The sequence below is a fragment of the Lysinibacillus sp. FJAT-14222 genome, assembly GCF_001278875.1.
Classification (GTDB): Bacteria; Bacillota; Bacilli; order Bacillales_A; family Planococcaceae; genus Lysinibacillus; species Lysinibacillus agricola.
On the sequence record NZ_LIYL01000052.1, the window covers coordinates 1 to 408 of the forward strand.

At 34.3% G+C, this 408-nt stretch carries 1 pseudogene; it reads right to left on the reverse strand.

The window, feature by feature from the left end:
* Window positions 1-408 (reverse strand): annotated as a pseudogene (locus AN161_RS22450) (hypothetical protein); the annotation flags it as partial.

The window sequence follows — 408 nt, forward strand, 5'->3', positions numbered from 1 at the left end:
GCAGGAGGAATCCCATCCATCACAAGTTGTACGTAAAAAGTATGTTTTCCACGAATCACTTTTTTGACTAGACGACAATATTTAATGGTATGAAGAGCAAGAGATTCTTTTACAAACAAATCTTGTTTGCGAATACGAACAGGAAGGATTAATCCATTCCAATAGACAATATTTTCTTTAAATCGAATGCCTGCTTTATTAGATTTCCCTTCTACAGAATGAAACATTCCGTACCGTTTAAAGTGTGCTTTGCTCCCTTTAAATAGAACATCTTGAACCGCTCTCCAGACAGTAGAGGCGATTTTCTGAGAAGTATTGCTATCTATATGTTTTTTATAGTTATGTTGATGCTTTTTAATATACGCATGCAGTTGATATTCACTTAATCCAAAAGATTGACGAATGTTA